Source organism: uncultured Parabacteroides sp. (genome assembly GCF_947855115.1).
Lineage (GTDB): Bacteria > Bacteroidota > Bacteroidia > Bacteroidales > Tannerellaceae > Parabacteroides.
Genome location: NZ_CANTZW010000014.1, coordinates 94,496 through 111,494, shown reverse-complemented (window position 1 = coordinate 111,494; position 16,999 = coordinate 94,496). Strand labels below are relative to the sequence as shown.

Here is a 16,999-nt window from a genome sequence, read left to right as displayed (position 1 = left end):
GTTCCGCGAAGACTCTGGTATTTTCATACGTCGGAATGGTGGCAAAAGAAGCCCCGATCCAAAACGTAATGAGAATTGTTTTGAACACGGCAGCAACAGAGCTAGACGAAGTTATGGTCGTTGCTTATGGTACGGCTAAAAAATCATCTTTCACAGGATCCGCTAAAGCGGTAAACGCCGAGGATATCGTAGCAGGATCTAAAGAGTCTTTGGATAAGGCCCTTTCCGGAAAAATGTCTGGTGTACGCGTAACCTCCAACACTGGTGACCCAGGTGCTCCCGGCGATATCAATATCCGCGGTGTCGGTTCTATCAGTGCCGGTAAATCACCTTTATACGTTGTTGATGGTGTACCCGTAAAATCAGATACGGATATGGCGTACTATGGGAAACAGTCTAGTTTGCTAAGTTCCTTAAATCCGGACGATATCGAGAGTATGACCGTATTGAAAGACGCGGCGGCAGCTTCTTTGTATGGCTCCCGTGCGGCAAATGGAGTTATCATTATCACGACTAAAGCTGGAAAAAGAGGTAAAACAAAAGTAAGCTATAATGGTGAGGTTGGCTGGAGTAACATGGCTGTCAAGCAATACGAGACAATGAACGCCGCCGAATTGCTTTTATACGGTAAAGAAGCAATCTCCAACTATTATATCCTAAACGGGCTTGCCAGCAATCGTGAACAAGCGTACGCATTGATCGACCAAGAAGGCGATATGGCAGCCTTCTTCAATGACCCATCAGGTAATACAGATACCAATTGGCGTGACGAAGTTTATCGTACAGCCTTGACACACAATCATCAGTTGTCCATCAATGGAGGTAGCGACCGTACACAATTTTATGTAGGTTTAGGCTACAATAACGCAGAAGGTATCGTAATCGGTAGTGATTTCGAGCGTTTCTCCGGTCGTATCAACTTAGACCATCAAGTAAACAACTGGTTGACCGTAGGGGTAAAACAAATGATCGCGTTCACTACCCAAAATGGTTTCCGCGACCAGCAAAACCAAGGTCAAGGTATCGGTACAGCTTCTCCGTTGAGCTTGGTATATTCCTCAGACCCAACAGCGCCCGTGAAGAATCCCGATGGCACATACAATGCCGACGCTAACTGGGGAGCCGCTTCCAACCCACACCTAATGTTGGGCAAGGAGCAATGGATTAAATCCCGTGTAATGCGTAGTATGTCTAATATCGATTTAGGTATAAAGTTCTCCGACCAATTGTCTTTCAAGACGATCTTCGGTTACGATTACATCGATACGAAGCACTTTGAATACTGGTCTCCCAACAGCGTGGATGGCGAAGCCGTAGGTGGCTTAGGATCTCGCTATACTTACGAGAACCGTAATTTGACAAGTTCCTCTACATTACGTTACGCCAATACTTGGAACGATGTCCATAATTTTGATATTCTGGGTGGTTTTGAGGTAACAGAGGACGAGCTAACCGCTATTTATACGACCGCAAAACAATATTCAACCGACAAATTACCGGAACTAGGAAACGGGCAACCGGATAGCGCATCCAGCGAAGTATTTGGCTCCGGAATCGTATCTTACTTGGCAACAAGTAATTATAACTATGACAACAAGTATTATCTGTCGGCCAGCTTCCGTCGGGATGGTTCTTCCCGTCTGGGTACAGATAGCCGTTGGGCAAACTTCTGGTCTGTATCCGGTGCATGGCGTATCAGTGGCGAGAATTTCCTTAAAGACAATGATTTGTTCTCCGATTTAAAGGTTCGTTTTTCTTACGGAACCAACGGAAACCTGCCAGGCTCATATTATGCGAATCAAGCGCTTTATGCTTTCTCCGGCGGTTACGGCCCTTCTTCCGCTATCTACTGGAATCAAGCAGGAAATGAGGAATTAGGTTGGGAGAAATCCAAGAACATGAATGTCGGCTTTGACTGGAATTTATTCAACCGGGTTAGCTTGACGGTAGAATATTACAATAAAACAACAACCGATTTGTTATTCGAGATCCCGACTTCTATCGTCACCGGTTTCGAGACAAACTGGCAAAACTTAGGAAAGCTACGCAATAGCGGTATAGAAATCGAGGTAAATTCCCAGAACATCAAAAATCAGAACTTCTCATGGGACACGAATTTCAATTTTACGTTCCAGAAAGCGACAATCAAGGAATTACCGGATCACAACGACATCGAATATGGAGACGGTGACATGTACTTGCACCGGGAGGGAGAATCCATGTATACTTTCTACTTGCCGGAATGGAAAGGCGTGAATCCGGAAACCGGTCTGGGAGAGTTTTGGAAAGACCCGAACGATCATAGTAAAGGAGTCGTGAACAAGTATGACGAGGCAGAAAAAGGTATCGTGGGTAAAGCTATTCCTGATGTAACGGGAGGTTTGACCAATACGTTCCGGCTGTACGATTTCGACCTTTCATTCTTGATCACTTATCAGTTTGGCGGTGATATATTCGATTATCCGAACTATTTCTTCCACCACGACGGATTCCGTCTAGGCTCATTCAACCTAGATAAGAACGTAGCGGGGAATTATTGGATGAATCCGGGCGACGAAGCTTTGTATCCGAAGCCTATTTATCAGAACCCGTATCGTTCGGACCGTTTCTCCAGCCGTACGATCGTATCTTCAGACAATATCCGTATGCGTGAGATCACCCTAGGATATAACGTACCGGTATTGAAGAATATATTCAACAACTTGCGCATATACTTCCGTGCGAATAACCCGTTCATGATCTGGGCTAAGGCGAAAGGTATCGATCCGGATGTCCCCTTGAATGGTTACCGTCAGGTAGATACCCCGGTATCTAAGAGTTTTGTTTTTGGTGTAAACATCACATTATAATTTATTAAAATAGAATCTATATGAAAAAGATATATTTAGTAGGTTTAGCGTTCGCCTTATTAACGGCCTCCTGCGACGATGTTTTAGAAAAGACATCCTCTACCCAGTTGCCTACAGCAGACGCGATCTCTTCCATAGCCGACTTGACAAACGCAGTGAATGGTGTATACGAGCAACAAGCTACAGAGGTAGGCTCGTATGGCGCAGAATTCACATTACTGGCCGACTTACGAAGCGGAGATTTCCAATCTATCTCCACGGTGAATCATGCCGGGCCAATGTATCGTTACCAAACAGGTAAAAACGATGAGATGGTATACAGTTTCTATAAACTATTCTACAACTGCCTGGCTCGCCTGAACAACGTATTAGCCGCCGCCGAGACATTCGAAGGCGCAGACGCAGACGCTCTGAAAGGCGAGTTATACGCCATGCGTGCTTTATATCATTTCGATCTAGCCAGAGTATTCGCTAAATTACCATCGACAACGGATATGAGCGATCTGGGTATCGTACTCTCCACGGAGGTTTATCCCACGGATTATATCGGAACCCGGGCAACCTTGCAGCAGACATACGACCAAGTATTGAAAGATATCGAAACGGCACTGCCTCTTTTAAGTAAAGACAAACAAACCGGGCACATTAATTATTGGGGAGCGTTAGCGATCCGTGCGCGTGCATATCTTTACCTAGAGAAGAACCAAGAGGCCCTAGCGGATTGTAAAGAGATAATAGCTTCTTCTCCCTATAAATTATATACGCGCGACGAGTACGTTGGCGTATGGGATAAAGAAGGGACAAACGAGGCTATATTCGAGATCTTAGTCACCCCGAATTACAACGCACAACGTAATTCTATCGGTTATTTCACGCATGCGTCGGGTTACGGCGAGTGTGCCGCCACCGAGTCTTTCTTGGAAGAGCTGGCTAAACATCCGGGAGATGTCCGTACGGAATTATTCGCCGAGGAAACCGATAATGGCTACAACGGAACTTATCCTCAAAAGTATAAAGGCCGCGACGGACAAATCTATGTGAACAATCCGAAAATCGTACGCCTTTCCGAAGTTTACCTTATCGCGGCAGAGGCTGCGTTAAAAACAGGGGATACTTCCGCTGCCGCCGGATATATAAACACATTACGCCAGAACCGTATCGAGAATTATACGGATGTCGCTTCTGTCACGTTGGATGATATCTTATTGGAAAGACGTCTGGAGTTATTCACGGAAGGACATACGGCTTGGGACGCTTGGCGCAACGGCAAGTCGGTCAACAACAAGTTTGTGGGCGAGGTTAAACCAGACGATTACCGTACAGTCATGGCAATCCCTGTCGGAGAGATCACCGTATCAAAAGGTCAGTTAATACAGAATCCGGGATATTAATCCATTATCCATAATCACTTATTGATTTTAGAGGATGTGTCATCATCGGCACATCCTCTTTTTTTATCTCACGATCATGAGTGTTTTACCAATTCAAACCGTTTATCCACACAAGCAGGCAACTCATGCGGATAATGGGTCACGTAAATCAAGGTCTTCCCCGGACGGTCGCAGAATTGCTCAATAATGCCGGCTGCTTTTTTCTTGTTGCTTACGTCTAGGCCATGTAGGGGTTCGTCCAATATAATCAAATCGGGATCTTTCACGAAAGCTCTCGCCAATAAAGCCAGACGTTGTTCTCCGGACGATAAGGTCAAGAACAAACGGTCTCTCAAATGCTCGATGCCAAAGACTCTCATCCACTCCAACGCTATTTTTTCTTGCTCGGCATTGCACTTACGAAACAAACCGATCGAGTCGAAAAAGCCGGAACCTACGATATTCAAGGTCGGGACATTCTCCTTATAATACAAATGCATCTCCGGCGATACATACCCGATACGTTTCTTGATATCCCAGATACTCTCTCCGGAACCTCTTTTTCTATCGAACAAATACAACGTATTCGCATACGACTGGGGGTTATCCGCATAAACCAGACTCAGCAACGTAGATTTACCGGCTCCATTCGGACCGAACAAGGCCCATTTCTCTCCGTTTTTGATTTCCCAGTCCAAATCTTTCAAGATCGTACGACTGCCGTAGCGTATCTTCACCCGTTCCATACGCAAGGTTATTTCATGAGAAGAGGCCGCTTTATCCATATCCACCGGTAGGCACACCTTCCTTGTTTCCTCACATGAGCAGATTCCTTCCGTCGGAAAAAGACGGGCGATCAACTCTTTATCTGCCATAAACTCCTCGCGGGTCAGCGGAGGTAAGCAAGTACGATCATGGATAGGCAACACATGCGTGATCATTGCCGGAATGTCGTTGGGGTTCGACAATAATAGAACGACTTGTACCCCGTCCAAGTCTGTCATCCGTCCCAACATCTCCACCAATAAATCCCGAGACGGAGCATCTAAGCCGATGAAAGGATTATCCAAGATCAAGATACGAGGACGACTGAGCAATGTACGGGTGATCAAGAATTTACGCAACTCTCCGCTGGACAAGAAGATCAACCGCTTAGGCAATAAATCCTCTATGCCGAAAAGAGTCAATATCTCCGTTAAATTATCCGATCCGGCATATTCCTTCAACAACTCCTCGACGGTAGGCATCTCATCCGTCTCCGTGGAATGCCAACGTTGCTGGTAATAAGAGTTCCGGCAATCTGCCAACGAATAAATATCCTTAAACGCTATACTCTTGATAAAGTCGCTCACCTTGCCATTTCCGGAGAATACAACTTCACCCTCCTTAAAAGCGAACTTACGCTGCATAATATCCGCTATCAAAGTCTTACCCGCACCATTCGGACCGATCACGGCCCATTGTTGTCCTTCATCAATCCTCCAGCTCACGGGAGCCGTGAACCGTAATTCCGGCAAACGGGTAACGATATTCTTGATATCGACTACCATCTTTCCTTCTTTTTCCATGTTTTCTCTAAACAAGCCGGATATTGGCTATTTTATATTTAGTAATATATTATAATGTACGTGAGAAGCAGTCTACAGCCCCTCTCCTATTTAAAAGACTCTCGTCCCTTTTCCTTGATGAATCTCCGAGGCACGGGTGATGATCACCTGCTTTACCCCGGCATCTATCGCTTGGAACGCATTTTCCAGTTTTGGAATCATACCACCCTGGATAACTCCTCGCTCTACGTATTCCTTAAACGCCATGCGATCGATTTCCGGAATCACGCTCTCATCATCTTCCTCGTCACGTAAGACCCCCTTTTTCTCAAAACAAAACATCAACGTCACCTCAAAATGTCTTGCCAACGCCTTGGCCGCTTCTCCCGCTATCGTATCAGCGTTCGTATTCAGCAGATGGCCTCGTTTATCGTGCGTAAGTGGAGCCAGTACCGGTACGATTCCTTGACGGATAAGAGAGGCTAGCAAATCGGAGTTCACCTCCTTCACGTCTCCTACGAAACCATAGTCAACCTCGGCCACCGGGCGCTTATCGGAGCGCATCAAATTCATGTCCGCACCAGTCAATCCCAAGGCATTTACGCCCAATGCCTGCAAGCCCGCCACAATATTTTTATTCACCAGCCCGCCATATACCATCGTGACAACTTTCAAGGTCTCGGCATCCGTAATACGTCGGCCCCCTACCATCTTACTCTCGATCCCCAATTGAGCGGCAAGCTTCGTAGCCGAGCGTCCTCCCCCATGAACCAAGACCTTATATCCCTCAATAGCAGCGAAATCATTCAATAATCGGCGAAGTGTCTCCTCCTCCTCTACGATCTTCCCACCTACTTTTATCAAGACCAGTTTTTCCATTCTTATATCTTTTTTATAAAATTTTCTCGCCAAAGTTAGTAAAAAAAGAAAGAATTATATACATTTGCACTCGCAATGCGGTAGTAGCTCAGTTGGTAGAGCATCAGCTTCCCAAGCTGAGGGTCACGAGTTCGAGCCTCGCCTACCGCTCAAAAAGAAAGGGGTCTCCGCAAGGTGACTCCTTTTTTTTATATAGGCTAGGATATATTTCAGTTTCACGCTGAAGAAACTTCAGTTTCATGCTGAAGAAATTGAAGTTTCATGCTGAAGAAACTGAAGTTTCGTCCCAGAGAAACTTTCGTTTCATGCGGATGAACCTAAATAAAGATAAAAGACTAGCCTCAATCTATAATAGAGAAACAAATTCAAGGTTAATGAAGAAGAGCGTATTTCTATTCCTGTTAGGGATTCTTTCCATATCAGTGATCGCACAACCCAAGCTGAGCGAGGAAGCCCGTATCAGTTTGATGACCAGCGCACCGTATGATGAGGAGGTATTCACCGTGTACGGGCATGCCGCTTTACGGATATACGATCCCAAGCAAAATATAGATTATATATTCAACTATGGTATATTCGATTTCTCCAAACCGAATTTCATCTACCGGTTCGCCAAAGGAGAGACGGATTATAAGCTGGGAGTAGCCGATTTCCAAGATTACGTGATCGAGTACCAAATGCGGGGTAGCGATATCACGGAGCAAGTATTGAACCTCACCCAAGAGGAGAAAGAGCACATATGGAACGCATTGCTTATCAATTACAGGCCGGAGAACAGGGTGTATCGTTATAACTTCTTTTTCGACAATTGCGCCACTCGTCCTGCCGCCATATTGGAAAAAGAGATAAACGGAAGCATAGATTATAATTATCCCTATCAATCCCAGACATTCCGGGAGCTTATCAATTACTGTACCCGAAACCATCCGTGGCTCACATTCGGATGCGACTTGGCGTTGGGTAGCCCGACCGACCGGGAAGCTACCCAACACGAGATGCTATTCCTTCCCACTTGCCTAAAAGAGGCATTCGCCAAAGCTACCATCACAGACCCGGACGGGACAGTACGTCCGTTGGTAAGCCAAACCAACCTGATCGGAGCCGGGGAAGCCGATGAGCCGGAGAAAGATATCTGGGATTTATTTACCCCGTTAGTTTGCGCTTGGTTCCTGTTTGGGATCGTTTTGGGATTTACCGGGATCGAATGGCGCAAAAGAAAATACTTCCGGGTGGTAGATTGCGTCCTTTTTTCAATGGCCGGAGCCGGAGGTGTCATCCTCTTCTTTCTTAGCTTCATATCCGTTCATCCCTGCACATGGCCAAACTGGTCTTTGGTATGGTTACAACCGTTAGACCTGATCGCCGTTATTTTGTTTTGCGTAAAAAAGCTGAAGAAAGCTGCATATTACTATCATTTTATTAACTTTGCGGCGCTTACGTTGATGTTACTGGGATGGTATCTCATCCCGCAACATCTAAATAGTGCCTTTATTCCGCTTGTAGCCTCAATTTGGGTTCGTTCGGGTTGGGGTGTTTACAGAAAGATATGGAGAATCGGATGAGAAAAATCATAACGTCACTTATAGCTATCCTCGTGGTAACAAACCTTGAGGCGCAACAACGTACCCCCAAATTGGTGGTATGTATCACCGTGGATCAGCTAAGGGGCGATTATATAGAATATTTTTATAATACTTTTGGCGAACGCGGTTTCAAGCGTTTGATGAACGAGGGGCTGGTGTACAACAATATCCGCTTCGAGTTCTCGGACATAGACCAAGCCAGCGCATTCGCGACCCTTTTCACGGGAAGCAACCCTTGCTTCAGCGGTATCACCGGAAATAAGATATTTGATTTCGAGCGAGAGAAAGAGGTCTCTATCCTAAATGACCCGGAATATCTAGGTAACTATACGAAAGAGAATTACTCCCCCAAGAACCTGTTTAGTTCCACGATCGGAGATGAGTTGAAGATCGCCTCCCAAGGAAGGAGTGATGTATATTCTATCGCCCCAGATGCAGAGAGCGCCCTCCTTTCTGCCGGACACGCGGCCAACGGAGCTTTCTGGATGGATAACACCAATGGGAAATGGGCTACCACGACATATTATAAAGGAATCCCTTGGTATGTAGACCGCTATAACAACGGTCCGGAATCTTTGGCGTCTCGCCTAGAAACGATGGTATGGACACCATCTCTTCCGTTGGAGAAATACAGTGCCTTTCCTTATGTATTGGATGATCTTCCTTTCCGCTATACATTCAGCGAGAAATCAGCGAACTGCTATCCGAACCTGAAAACCTCACCATTTATCAATAAAGAGATTAACCGGCTGGCTCTCCAATTCTTGGAGTATGGGGCATTCGGTACACGTAGCTGCCCGGATTTGTTGTCTATCACGTATTACGCCGGTAATTATCGGGGTACGATGGGCAAGGAATATACCCGGGAGATTCAAGATACGTATTATCAACTCGACCAAGATATCGAGAAGTTGCTCGACGCTATCGATAAAAAAGTAGGCTTGGCCAACACATTGATAGTCTTTACCGGCTCCGGTTATTATAAAAGCGAGGAATCCTACCCGGACGGCATGATGGTGAACGGTGGCGAGTTCCACCCGAAACGTTGCTTGGCCTTGTTAAACATGTACCTGATGGCGATCTATGGCCAACATACCAGTTGGGTACAAGGATACTATAACAACCAGATCTACCTGAACCGCAAGGCGATAGAAGATGCCAAGCTGGATTTGAAGACTTTGCAAGACAAAGCCGCCGAATTCATACAAGAGTTCAGTGGCGTACAACTTGTCACCACGGACAAGAGCTTGCTTATGGGTGACTGGAACGAGGGAACCGCTAAGTTTCGCCAAGGCACGCATCACCTGAGACGGGGCGATCTGATAATCGAGTTACAACCCGGTTGGAAAGTAAATTTCGATAATCCGAAAGAAAAAGTAAAGATTATACGCAATAATGCCGTTATTACCCCGCTGGTGTTTATGGGTAACGGGTTGAAACCCCAACATATCTACCGCGAAGTCAAGGCTACGGAGATAGCCCCTACGGTAACCCACGTGCTAAGAATCAGGCCACCCAATGCTACTCAAAGCCTTCCGCTGAGAGAGTTGACTGTAAACAAATGACAGCCAGACAGTCGCAGACTGACAAACTCTCGAATTTATCTAAATTATTATAATTCATAAAATTAATGGGCTGGTAGGACTAGCGACAAGGATACAGGGAATAGGATAAAGGACATCTAACCGCCGGTTATCATTTGTCAACCGTCAAGTATACGCCCTTTCAGACAGAAAATAAATAAAACGAAACTATATCATGGGATTTAATGAGTTTATGACGAAGCTGTTCGGCAATAAGTCGCAGCGTGACCTTAAAGAAATCACACCTTACGTAGATAAGGTAAAGGCCGTATATCCGTCGATCAAGGCGCTCTCGAACGACGAGTTGCGTGCGAAAACAGACGAGATCAAACAACGTATCCAAGACTACGTAGCCGAGGAGAAAGCGAAAGTAGAGGAACTCCGCAAAGGCATCGAGGATAAGGAATTGGAAGAGCGTGAGGCGATCTGGACCGAGGTGGATAAGATCGAGAAAACCATCACGGACAAAATGGAAGTGGTGCTGGAGCAATCCTTGCCCGAGGTATTCGCCATCATGAAAGATACGGCCCGTCGTTTCGCCGAGAGCGAGGAAGTGGTAGTTACCGCAAACCAATTCGACCGAGACTTAGCCGCTCGTTTCGACTTTGTCCGTATCGAGGACGATAAGGCCATCTACGCAAATCACTGGAAAGCCGGTGGTAACGAGATCACTTGGGATATGATCCATTACGATGTCCAGCTATTCGGTGGCGTCGTCCTTCATAAAGGTAAGATCGCAGAGATGGCAACCGGTGAGGGTAAGACTTTGGTAGCCACCCTACCGGTATTCTTGAACGCCTTGACACGCAATGGTGTGCACGTAGTAACCGTGAATGATTATTTGTCTAAACGTGACTCCGAGTGGATGGGGCCGCTTTATATGTTCCACGGACTTTCCGTAGACTGTATCGACAAGCACCAGCCTAACTCCGAGGCTCGCCGTAAGGCTTATGAGGCAGATATCACGTTCGGAACAAACAATGAGTTCGGTTTCGACTACTTGCGTGACAATATGGCAATCAGCCCGAAAGATCTGGTACAACGTAAACATAATTATGCGATTGTCGATGAGGTAGACTCCGTATTGATTGATGATGCCCGTACGCCTTTGATCATCTCCGGCCCGGTTCCCCGAGGCGAAGAGCAATTATTCGAGCAATTCCGCCCGAACGTGGAGGTTGTCGTGAACGCACAGAAAGACCTCTGCTCCAAATTATTGATCGAGGCCAAAAAGAAAATGGCAAGTAATGATCAGAAAGTGGTGGAAGAAGGTTCCATCCTTCTTTATCGCTCATTCAAAGGATATCCTCGTAATAAGGCGTTGATCAAGTTCTTAAGCGAACAAGGCGTAAAGGCACAAATGCTGAAGACAGAAGAATACTTCATGTCTGAGAACATGCGCCATATGCACGAGGCTACTGATGAGTTGTATTTCGTGATCGATGAGAAAAACAACAGTATCGAGCTAACAGATAAAGGTATCGACTTGCTGACCGGAAAGACAGATGATCCAACATTCTTCGTATTGCCGGACATCACCTCCCAGTTATCCCAATTGGAGAACATGGAAGGAACAGAAGAAGAGAAACAAGCCCGGAAAGACGAGATATTGGCGAACTACTCCGTTAAGAGTGAACGTGTACATACCATCAACCAGTTGCTGAAGGCTTATACCTTATTCGAGAAAGACGATGAGTACGTGGTAATGGACAACAAAGTCATGATCGTAGACGAGCAGACGGGTCGTATCATGGACGGTCGCCGTTATTCCGATGGTTTGCACCAAGCGATCGAGGCCAAGGAACGTGTAAAAGTCGAGGCCGCCACGCAAACATTCGCCACGATCACCTTGCAGAATTACTTCCGTATGTATCACAAGCTATCCGGTATGACCGGTACGGCCGAGACGGAAGCAGGCGAGTTCTGGGATATTTATAAACTAGATGTAGTAGTGATCCCGACCAACCGTCCGATCGCCCGTAAGGATATGAACGATCGTATCTACAAGACCAAGCGTGAGAAATACAACGCCGTTATCGAAGAAATCGTCCAATTAACAGAGGCAGGCCGTCCGGTATTGGTGGGTACCACTTCCGTGGAGATCTCCGAGTTGCTGAGTCGTATGCTTACGATGCGTAAGATACAGCACAATGTGTTGAATGCGAAATTGCACCAGAAAGAGGCCGAGATCGTGGCTTTGGCCGGTCAGAAGAGTACGGTTACGATCGCTACCAACATGGCAGGCCGTGGTACCGACATCAAGCTGTCGAAGGAGGTGAAAGATGCCGGAGGTTTGGCAATCATCGGTACGGAGCGTCATGAGAGCCGCCGTGTAGACCGTCAGTTACGCGGTCGTGCCGGACGTCAGGGAGACCCGGGTTCGTCCGTGTTCTTCGTATCCTTGGAAGACGACTTGATGCGTTTGTTCGCCTCCGAGAAGATCGCCGGTTTGATGGACAAGCTGGGTTTCAAAGAAGGCGAGGTCTTGGAGCACAACATGCTGAGTAAGTCTGTAGAGCGTGCCCAGAAGAAAGTAGAGGAAAACAACTTCGGTATCCGTAAACGTCTGTTGGAATACGACGATGTGATGAACTCGCAACGTAACGTAATCTATACCCGCCGCCGTCATGCCTTGATGGGAGAACGTATCGGCTTGGACGTATTGAACACGATTTACGATACCGCTACGGCTATCGCCGACCAACATGCCGAGGATTTCGAAGGCTTCAAGCTGGAATTGTTCAAGACATTCGCCATGGAAAGTCCGTTCACGGAAGACGAGTTCAAGAGCATGAAACCGGAACAACTGATAGAGAGACTGTTCGATGAGGCATTGAAGACTTACAAACGCCGTATGGAACGCATGACGCAAGTAGCTCATCCGGTTATCAAGCAAGTATACGAGAACCAAGGGGCGATGTACGAGAATATCATGATCCCCATCACGGATGGTAAGCGTATGTATAACGTAGCTTGCAATCTGAAAGAGGCTTACGACACAGAATGTAAGGCGATCGTTAAATCCTTCCAGAAATCAATCGTGTTGCATATGATCGATGAGGGCTGGAAAGAGCACCTACGTGAGATGGACGAGTTACGTCACTCCGTGCAGAACGCCAGCTACGAGAACAAGGACCCATTGTTGATCTATAAACTCGAGTCTTACAATTTGTTCAAGACAATGGTAGACAACATGAACCGTAAGACAGCCGCTATCTTGATGCGCGGACAAATCCCTGTACGCGAGGAACCGACCGAGGAGCAACGCCAAGCCATGCAAGCCCGCCAAGCTGCCGTAGCCCAACAAGCAGCTCAGGCAATCGCCGAGGAAAGGGCTCGCCAGCGTATCGCCGTACAAGAGGCCGCCCCGGAAAAGCATGAGGACATGAGCCGTTACCGCACGGAGAAAAGCGACTTAAGCGGAAAAAACACGCAAGCCGAGGCTCCTCAGCCAAAGCAAGCCCCGGTTCGCGCAGAGAAACGGGTAGGACGTAATGATCCATGTCCTTGCGGAAGTGGCAAGAAATATAAGAATTGCCACGGACAAGGTTTATAAAGTTTATAAGAGACCAGAAAACAGGATAAAAAAGAGGGACAGAATAACAATCTGTTCCTCTTTTTTGTATATTGCAGGCATATAAACCCATTAAATGCTACCATTATGATTATTGGAATTCCAAAAGAAATCAAAAACAACGAGAACAGGGTAGCTCTTACTCCCGCCGGGGCGAAAGAGTTGGTGAAAAGAGGCCATACCGTGTATGTACAACACACGGCTGGTACAAACAGTGGTTTCACCGATGATGCCTACGTGGCTGCCGGGGCCCGGATACTCCCGGATATCAACGATGTATATGGAATTGCCGACATGATCGTGAAAGTAAAAGAACCGATCGCCTGCGAATATTCCTTGGTACGAAAAGGACAGCTTATTTTCACCTATTTCCATTTTGCGTCCGACGAATCCCTCACCCTCGCCATGATGAAAAGCGGCTCCGTTTGCCTAGCTTACGAGACTGTGGAGAACCCAGATCACACATTGCCTCTTTTGATCCCCATGAGTGAGGTAGCCGGACGTATGTCCGTACAGGAAGGAGCCCGTTTCCTTGAGAAGCCACAAGGGGGCAAAGGCGTATTGCTGGGAGGTGTGCCGGGAGTGAAACCGGGCAAGGTATTGGTGTTAGGTGGTGGCGTTGTAGGTCACAACGCAGCTTTGATGGCCGCCGGACTGGGTGCCGATGTCACGATCGCCGATATCTCGCTTCCCCGTCTGCGTTACCTGTCGGAGACGATGCCGAAAAACGTGAAGACTTTATTTTCTTCCACGCACAACATAGAACAAGAACTACCGACTACCGATTTGGTGATCGGTGCCGTATTAATCCCCGGCGCCAAGGCCCCGCACTTGATCACACGGGACATGTTGAAGCTATTGAGACCCGGTAGCGTATTGGTAGACGTAGCCATTGATCAAGGCGGCTGTTTCGAGACCTCCCACCCGACTACGCACGCTAATCCGGTCTACGAGATAGACGATATCATCCATTACTGTGTAGCCAACATACCGGGAGCGGTCCCGCAGACCTCCACGCTGGCCCTGACCAACGTTACCTTGCCATACGTGATCAAGCTGGCCGACAATGGTTGGGAAAAAGCCTGCGAGGAAGATCCGGGCTTAAAACTGGGGTTAAACATAGTGGAAGGAAAGATCACCTACCCTGCCGTGGCTGAGGCCTTTCCCTCTCTGAAGGTATAAAAACAAAAGGCTTTTATTACCAGGGATTGCCCAAAGCAATCCCTTTTTATGTTTTCTATCGCTATTGTTTTCTAAAAAACGTAAAATATCTTGGCATCTTTTTCCACACATCTTAACTTAGAGCATCAAATCAAATAATTAATAATAACCATGAAGAAAATTGTTTTATTGGTGGCTTTATGCCTATGTGCTGGAAACATATTCGCACAAGACGCCGACAAGTTAAGAGATGAAGGTGACGCAGCCTTGAAAGCTAAAGATTACGCTACCGCCGTGACAAAATACGGCGAGTACTTAAAGCAAAACAATTACCAAGACACAATTCGTATCTTCAATTGCGGGTTCGCGGCGAACCAAGCGAAGAACTACACCGAGGCTGCCAAGTATTTCGACATGGCCGTTAAAATGAACTACAATGTAGACGACTCTTATGTAGGCGAGGCCATGGCATACCGTAATTTAAACAAAACAGAAGAATTCTTGACTACCGTAAAAGAGGGATTAAAGGCAATTCCTGATGGAAACAAGAACAAGACTAATCTGGAAAAGTTACTTTACACATATTGCATCAAGCAAGGACAGGCCGCCCAAAAGAAGGGAGACCTGGCAGGTGCCGAGAAAATGTACAAAGAAGTCTTAATCGTATCAAGCAAAGATTACCAGAGCAACGCTTACTACAGCCTAGGAGCTATGCTATACGGTAATGGAGCGAAGATATTACAAGCTGCTACCCCAATCGCTACTTCCGACCCGGATAAATACAACGCCGAGAAAGCGAAAGCCGACAAAGACTTCAAGCAAGCAAAAGAATATTTGACGAAGGCTGTCGAACTCGACCCGAAAGACGAGAACTCTAAGAAGATCTTAGCCTCTATCAACGATATCCTGAAATAAGAAAGAGGACCCTATTCATACAAAAAACTCCCGGATCACTTTTTATATGATCCGGGAGTTTTTTTGTACCTAGTTGTAGAGACGCAGCGTGCTGCGTCTCACCACAGTCTGCTGGTATTCTAAGTTACCATTTTGATAGGATGAGACGCAGCACGCTGCGTCTCTACAATAGGATAACAGGACAATAGGGTAATTCACCATACACTACTTGAAGAAAAACCTGAATATATCATTTCCATTTGCATAGATCAACAGGGCGAATAGGATAAACATACCTGTCATCTGAGCATACTCAAGGAATTTATCGCTCGGTTTACGACGGGCCACTACCTCGTAGATCAAGAACATCACATGCCCGCCATCCAAAGCCGGAATCGGCAAGATATTCATGAATGCCAAAATGATAGACAAGAAAGCTGTACGTTCCCAGAAAATCCGCCAATCCCAGACAGACGGGAACAATCCTCCGATCGTACCAAAACCACCCAGACTAGAGGCACCTTCCTTCGTAAACACATACTTCATGTCATTCACATATCCCTTCAACGTATTAATACCAAGTTTTATACCGGCAGGGAATGACTCAAAGAAACCGTATTCGTGAGTCACGGTCTGATAGAGCTCCGTAGGCAACATCACCGCCACGCCAATCTTCCCAGTCGAGTCCGTACGCATGGTCAGCGATTCCAACTTACCGTCCCGATAAAAATCGATCGTCACGTCCTGTCCCTTATTCTCCGACAACAATCCGGAGGCATCATAAAACGTCGGGGTAGCCGTACCGTTAATAGCCACCACGCTATCCCTTGGCTGCATTCCGGCGAGAGCCGCCGGGGCATTCTTGTCGGGAAGCTCACGAACGACCATCGGGATACGTAAAGGATCGGCGAAACCTTTCCCGTCACGCATGCAACGCTGCATCATGTCCTCCGGAATGGAGATCACGGTCTCCCGTCCGTCGCGGAGCACCGTAACAGTCTTCGCCTCCACCACCTTGCGGAAACAGTCGCTACCGAAACGCTCCAGTTCCTCATCGTCCGCTCTCAGCAAGATGTCGCCGTCTCGGAAACCGACGTTCTGGAACGTCTCGCTATAATTCATACCCATCTTCATGTTCTTCAAGGGCAGGTACGTATCCCCCCAAGCGAACAGGATCATAGAATAGATAAACAAGGCCAGCAAGAAGTTGAACACCACCCCCGCCACCATAATCATCAAACGCTGTCCGGCCGGTTTGGAACGAAACTCGTAAGGCTTGGGCGGCTGCGCCATCGCCTCCTTGTCCATACTCTCGTCGATCATGCCGGAAATCTTGCAATATCCACCCAGCGGAAGCCAGCCTACGCCATATTCCGTATCGCTGTTTTTAGGCTTATACTTGAATAGTGAGAACCACGGGTCGAAGAACAGGTAGAACTTCTCTACCCGCACCTTAAAAATCCGGGCGAAGATAAAATGCCCGAATTCGTGGACAATCACCAGTATCGATAAGCTCAAGATAAGCTGTAACGCCTTAATCAAAAAAGTTTCCATCACTA

General features: G+C 46.9%; 10 protein-coding genes and 1 tRNA gene. 8 read left to right on the top strand and 3 right to left on the bottom strand.

Annotation, left to right across the window (positions count from 1 at the left end; translation table 11 throughout):
• Positions 1-35 precede the first annotated feature (35 nt).
• Both Q0110_RS10430 and Q0110_RS10425 read left to right on the top strand, forming a co-directional pair.
• Positions 36-2,849 carry a TonB-dependent receptor gene (locus tag Q0110_RS10430; RefSeq protein WP_297906088.1) on the top strand — a complete coding sequence of 938 codons (2,814 nt, stop codon included), beginning with the start codon at positions 36-38 and terminating at the stop codon, positions 2,847-2,849.
• A 20-nt stretch (positions 2,850-2,869) separates the two neighbouring features.
• A complete protein-coding gene (locus tag Q0110_RS10425) occupies positions 2,870-4,240 on the top strand; it encodes a RagB/SusD family nutrient uptake outer membrane protein (RefSeq protein ID WP_297906085.1) in 1,371 nt (456 codons plus the stop codon).
• A 74-nt stretch (positions 4,241-4,314) separates the two neighbouring features.
• Here the strand turns inward: Q0110_RS10425 and Q0110_RS10420 are convergent, their stop codons facing one another.
• Both Q0110_RS10420 and argB read right to left on the bottom strand, forming a co-directional pair.
• Positions 4,315-5,787 (bottom strand): ATP-binding cassette domain-containing protein, encoded by a 1,473-nt coding sequence (locus tag Q0110_RS10420; protein WP_297906084.1) that lies wholly within the window; start codon positions 5,785-5,787, stop codon positions 4,315-4,317.
• Positions 5,788-5,877: 90 nt separating this feature from the next.
• Positions 5,878-6,645 carry an acetylglutamate kinase gene (gene argB, locus Q0110_RS10415; RefSeq protein WP_297906083.1) on the bottom strand — a complete coding sequence of 256 codons (768 nt, stop codon included), beginning with the start codon at positions 6,643-6,645 and terminating at the stop codon, positions 5,878-5,880.
• A gap of 77 nt (positions 6,646-6,722) precedes the next feature.
• Here argB and Q0110_RS10410 point away from each other — a divergent pair.
• The 6 genes from Q0110_RS10410 to Q0110_RS10385 all read left to right on the top strand — a co-directional run bounded on the left by Q0110_RS10410 (position 6,723) and on the right by Q0110_RS10385 (position 15,461).
• Positions 6,723-6,795, top strand: a tRNA-Gly gene (locus Q0110_RS10410).
• Positions 6,796-7,019: 224 nt separating this feature from the next.
• A complete protein-coding gene (locus Q0110_RS10405) occupies positions 7,020-8,207 on the top strand; it encodes a DUF4105 domain-containing protein (RefSeq protein ID WP_297906082.1) in 1,188 nt (395 codons plus the stop codon).
• Positions 8,204-9,793, top strand: a complete 1,590-nt coding sequence (locus tag Q0110_RS10400) for an alkaline phosphatase family protein (RefSeq protein ID WP_297906081.1) — start codon at positions 8,204-8,206, stop codon at positions 9,791-9,793. The genes Q0110_RS10405 and Q0110_RS10400 overlap by 4 nt, the downstream gene beginning before the upstream one ends.
• 193 nt (positions 9,794-9,986) lie before the next feature.
• The gene (gene secA, locus Q0110_RS10395) at positions 9,987-13,367 is read left to right on the top strand and encodes a preprotein translocase subunit SecA (protein WP_297906080.1); all 3,381 of its coding nucleotides are present in this window, start codon (positions 9,987-9,989) and stop codon (positions 13,365-13,367) included.
• Between the two features lie 105 nt (positions 13,368-13,472).
• Complete coding sequence (ald, locus tag Q0110_RS10390; protein WP_297906079.1) at positions 13,473-14,567, top strand: alanine dehydrogenase; 1,095 nt, start codon at positions 13,473-13,475, stop codon at positions 14,565-14,567.
• Between the two features lie 150 nt (positions 14,568-14,717).
• Entirely contained in the window at positions 14,718-15,461 is a 744-nt protein-coding gene (locus Q0110_RS10385; protein ID WP_297906078.1) for a hypothetical protein, read from the top strand.
• A gap of 204 nt (positions 15,462-15,665) precedes the next feature.
• On the opposite strand, the gene rseP is transcribed toward Q0110_RS10385, so the two are convergent.
• Positions 15,666-16,994 carry an RIP metalloprotease RseP gene (gene rseP, locus Q0110_RS10380; protein ID WP_297906077.1) on the bottom strand — a complete coding sequence of 443 codons (1,329 nt, stop codon included), beginning with the start codon at positions 16,992-16,994 and terminating at the stop codon, positions 15,666-15,668.
• Between the last annotated feature and the right edge of the window lie 5 nt (positions 16,995-16,999).

Bases quoted from the DNA above. Each gene is read 5' to 3' on its own strand.
- Q0110_RS10430 (WP_297906088.1), top strand. From the start codon at position 36: ATGGTGGCAAAAGAAGCCCCGATCCAAAACGTAATGAGAATTGTTTTG.
- Q0110_RS10425 (WP_297906085.1), top strand. From the start codon at position 2,870: ATGAAAAAGATATATTTAGTAGGTTTAGCGTTCGCCTTATTAACGGCC.
- Q0110_RS10420 (WP_297906084.1), bottom strand. From the start codon at position 5,787: ATGGAAAAAGAAGGAAAGATGGTAGTCGATATCAAGAATATCGTTACC.
- argB (WP_297906083.1), bottom strand. From the start codon at position 6,645: ATGGAAAAACTGGTCTTGATAAAAGTAGGTGGGAAGATCGTAGAGGAG.
- Q0110_RS10405 (WP_297906082.1), top strand. From the start codon at position 7,020: ATGAAGAAGAGCGTATTTCTATTCCTGTTAGGGATTCTTTCCATATCA.
- Q0110_RS10400 (WP_297906081.1), top strand. From the start codon at position 8,204: ATGAGAAAAATCATAACGTCACTTATAGCTATCCTCGTGGTAACAAAC.
- secA (WP_297906080.1), top strand. From the start codon at position 9,987: ATGGGATTTAATGAGTTTATGACGAAGCTGTTCGGCAATAAGTCGCAG.
- ald (WP_297906079.1), top strand. From the start codon at position 13,473: ATGATTATTGGAATTCCAAAAGAAATCAAAAACAACGAGAACAGGGTA.
- Q0110_RS10385 (WP_297906078.1), top strand. From the start codon at position 14,718: ATGAAGAAAATTGTTTTATTGGTGGCTTTATGCCTATGTGCTGGAAAC.
- rseP (WP_297906077.1), bottom strand. From the start codon at position 16,994: ATGGAAACTTTTTTGATTAAGGCGTTACAGCTTATCTTGAGCTTATCG.